2 protein-coding genes are annotated in these 3,961 nt (G+C 71.6%); both read right to left on the bottom strand.

The features are described 5' to 3' along the window. The coding region (locus VF794_RS00090; RefSeq protein ID WP_331106462.1) for an AMP-binding protein at positions 1–2,594 on the bottom strand (2,594 nt) is incomplete at its 3' end. Between the two features lie 69 nt (positions 2,595–2,663). Next, the coding region (locus VF794_RS00085; RefSeq protein ID WP_331106460.1) for a hypothetical protein at positions 2,664–3,961 on the bottom strand (1,298 nt) is incomplete at its 5' end.

Here is a 3,961-nt window from a genome sequence, read left to right as displayed (position 1 = left end):
CTCCAGCCCGGGGCGCTCGCCTCCGAGGCGAGGGCCGCGTGCTGCTGACGTGCGTGGTCCGCGGGCGTGAGGGGCAGGGGCGGCAGCGCCACCGGGGTGCCGCTGCGCGCGGCCGTGTACAGGGTGCCCAGCTCGTCGGCCAGGACCGCCAGCGACCAGAAGTCGGTCACCACGTGGTGCAGGTTCAGCAGCAGGACGTGCTCTCCGCCCGGACGTGTCCACACGTGGACGCGGAGCAGGGGGGCCTGCCGGAGATCGAAGGGGCGCTCGGCCTCGGCGGAGATGCGGGCCTGGAGCGCGGCGTCATCCAGGTGGGCGGCCTGCTCCACGTGGAAGGGCAGCTCCACGGAGGGCAGCACCTGCTGGCGCGGCTGGCCCTCCTCGGAGAGGAAGCGGGTGCGCAGGGACGGGTGCCGGTCCACGAGCGTCTGGAGGGCCCGGCGCAGGGCCTCGGTGTCCAGCTCCGAGCGGATGCGCACCGCTCGCGACACGTGGTAGGCGGTGCTGCTCGGGGCCAGCTCGTGGAGGAACCACAGCGCCCGCTGGCCGTGGGAGAGGGGCTGCTCCCCCTCGGCGGCGCTTACGTCCGGGGCGGGCGTCCGGGGCGTCTCGCTCCGCAGCCGCTCCGTCAGCTCCTCCAGGCTGGGCCCCTGCATCAGGAACGACAGGGGCAGCACCACGCCCAGCGCGCGCTCGATCTCCGCGTGCAGCTCCAGCACCTGGAGCGAGTCCAGGCCATGGCGGGTGAGCGACTCTCCCGGCGCGAGCTGCTCCGGGCGCACGTTCACCAGCGAGGCCACGCGGGAGCGCAACCACTCCAGCGAGCCCACCTCGGACGGCGTCTCGGCGGACGGCTCCCGCCGGGTGACGGGCGCCCGCCACTCCCCGACGAGCTCGAGCGAGCCGTCCAGGAAGCCATTGCGGCAGGCGTGACGCTGCACCTTGCCACTGGACGTCTTCGGCAGCGCGCCGGCCTGGAGCAACAGCACCGCGTGCACGGACAGCTCGTGATGCTCGGAGATGGCCTGCCGGATGTTGGCGCTCAGCGTCTGGACGTCCACCGCCTGGCGCGAGTTCACCTCGGCGGCCACCACCAGTCGCTCCTCGCCCTCCACGTCCACGGAGAAGGCGGCGCTGCACCCGGGGCGAATGGCCGGATGACTCTCCTCGAGCGTCTTCTCGAGGTCCTGCGGGTAGTGGTTGCGACCGCGGATGATGAGCAGGTCCTTGAGCCGCCCGGTGATGAAGAGCTGGCCGTCCTGGAGGAAGGCCAGGTCTCCGGTGCGCAGGAAGGGGCCCTCGCCCGTGGCGAGGCGGGCGCCGAAGACCCGAGCGTTCTCCTCGGGACGCTCCCAGTAGCCCGTGGCCACGCTGGGCCCGGTCATCCACAGCTCGCCCACCTGCCCGTCCGGCAGGGCGGTGTTCGTCTTCGGGTCCACCACGGTGAGCGTCTGCCAGGGCAGGTTCATTCCGCTGCTCACGAGCGTGACGGTCCCCTCCGTCCCTTCCGCGCGGACCTCACCGCGGCCCCGCTGGAGCGCGTCCGCCTCGAAGCGCACGGCCCGCACCGGCTCCGCCTTGATGCCGCCCGCGGCGATGAGCGTGCCCTCGGCCAGGCCGTAGCAGGGGTAGAAGAACTCGGGCCGGAAGCCCTGGGGCGCGAAGGCCTCGGCGAAGCGCTCGAGCGTCTGCGCGCGGATGGGCTCGGCGCCACTGAAGGCCACGTCCCAGGTGCTCAACTTCAACCCCTCGCGCTGCTCGGGGGAGATCTTCCGCACGCACAGGTCGAAGGCGAAGTTGGGGCCGCCCGCGCACGTGCCGCCGTGCCGGGAGATGGCCTGGAGCCAGCGCAGCGGCCGCTGGAGGAAGGTGATGGGCGAGAGCAGCACGCCATGGAAGCCGTTGTAGAGCGGCTGGAGGATGCCGCCGATCAGGCCCATGTCGTGGTAGGGCGGCAGCCAGTTCACCGCCACCGACCGCTCGCCCAGCTCGAACGCGTGGCCGATCAGGTGCGAGTTGTGGACGAGGTTGGAGTGCGTGAGCATCACGCCCTTGGGCGTGCCCGTGGAGCCCGAGGTGTATTGGAGGAAGGCCAGCGTGTCGCTCGTCACCTCCGGCTCGCGCCAGGCGTCCTCGAGGCCCGTCTCCAGGGTATCGGTGGCCAGCCAGCGCCGCTCGCGCAGCATGGGGGCCTGCTCCTCCAGCGCGCCCACCAGCGAGAGGATCATCTCGTTGGTGAGCAGGAGGGTGGCGCCCGCGTCCTGGAGGATGGCCTGCAACCGCGGCAGCGAGCGGTGGAGCCGGCCGATGTCCGGCGGGTAGGCCGGGACGGCGATCGTCTTGGCGTAGAGGCAGCCGAGGAACGCGGCCACGTAGTCCAGGCCCGGTGGGTAGAGGAGGACGGCGCGCTCCCCCTGGGCATTCATCCGCTGGAGGGCGGCCGCGATGGCACGGGCCCTCCGGTCCAGCTCCTGGTAGGAGATTCGTGTCTCGTCGGACTCGTCATCGCCCACGAAGGTGTAGGCGACGGTGTCGGGCCGCTCGCTCGCGCGTTGCCGCAGGCAGTGCAGCAGGGTGGGAAAGAGGGGGGCCATGGAACAACTACCTCCAACAACAAGAGGAAATCGGAAGGATGGACGGGCGCTCGGGGGCGCGCCCGGGTTTCAGAGCACCAACTCGCGGGCGCCCAGGCGGATCACCGTGCGCTCGGCGCCGCTGTGGATCTCCGCTCCGAAGAACTCGGAGGCGAAGTCGCGCAGCTTCGGCCCGAAGGCCTTCTTCACGTCCTCGTTGCCCAACCGCGGGGGCCGAGGCGCGTGGCCGAGCACGCGGTCGATGCGTGCCTGCAGGTACTCGAAGACGGACAGGTGGTGGCGCTCCAACTCCAGGTACTCCACCAGGGCCTCGGCGAAGGGGCGCAGCGCGGGGCCCACGGGCCGGGCCTGCTCCAGCAGCGCCATGACGCGCGCCACGGCCTCGGAGGTCGGCAGACGGGCCTCACCCGGGCGCGCGGGCGGGACCAGGGCCTCGCCACTCAGGGCGAGCTGCTCCTGGGCCAGCTCCGCCCGGAAGCGCTCCAGGTCCTTCAGGGTGCGCGAGCGCACCTCCTCGTCCGCGGCGGCCACTTCCCGGGCCAGCGAGCTCACCTGCTCCTGCGTCTGGAGCTGGAAGGCCTCCAGCGCGGCGGCGAGCTCACCCGGGGCGGGCTCTCCGGGCCCGGGATGGGACAGCCGGTGCGCCAGGACGTGGATGAGCGAGGCGGCGCTGGCACCGAAGATGTACTTCTGCGCGTCCATCCCCATCAGCAGGTTGCCGTACTGGAGGAAGGACGGTTGCACGAGGGCGCGCACCTCGGACACGTCGGCGTTGTCCGGGAGCTTGCCGTCGATGAGGACGTTGAACGAGTCCTCGATGAGGCCGCGCGGGCCGGCGCACACCGAGTTCATCCCGATGAACAGCTCGTTGGCGTCGGTGAACTCATAGAGCACCTCCGAATCGAGCGCCTCCATCTGCTCATAGAGGCCGGCGGAGATGACGATGAGCACCTGCAGGTGGGCCACGCGGTTGATGCCCAGCAGCATGCGGTAGAGGATGGCGGTGACGGCGGGCAGCTGCCCATCGGCCATCGGGGCCTCGGCGCGGCGCAGCAGCCAGGCGGGAAGGGCGATGCCCAGCCGGCTGAACTTCCACAGGTCCATCAGGTTGATGGGTCCGTCCAGCGGACGCTTCACGCCCTGGAGGTACGCGTTGCGTAGCTCGGCGAGTCCACCCACCACCGCGGGCCAGTGCTGGTTGAACTGGCGCAGCGACGACACGTTCATCGGGTGGGGGTGCTTGCGGCGGCTGCCCGAGTAGGGGCACTCGCGCATCTCCATGGGCACGCCGGCCTGGACCTGGGACGGCGCCATCTCCTCGCCCAGGGGCCGACCCTCGTCGTCCCGGTAGGGCAGCAGCGCGCCCA

Source organism: Archangium sp., from assembly GCF_036389735.1.
Taxonomy (GTDB): Bacteria; Myxococcota; Myxococcia; order Myxococcales; family Myxococcaceae; genus Archangium.
Note: the sequence above shows the minus strand (reverse complement) of the source record. Positions and strands in the feature narration are given on the sequence as shown.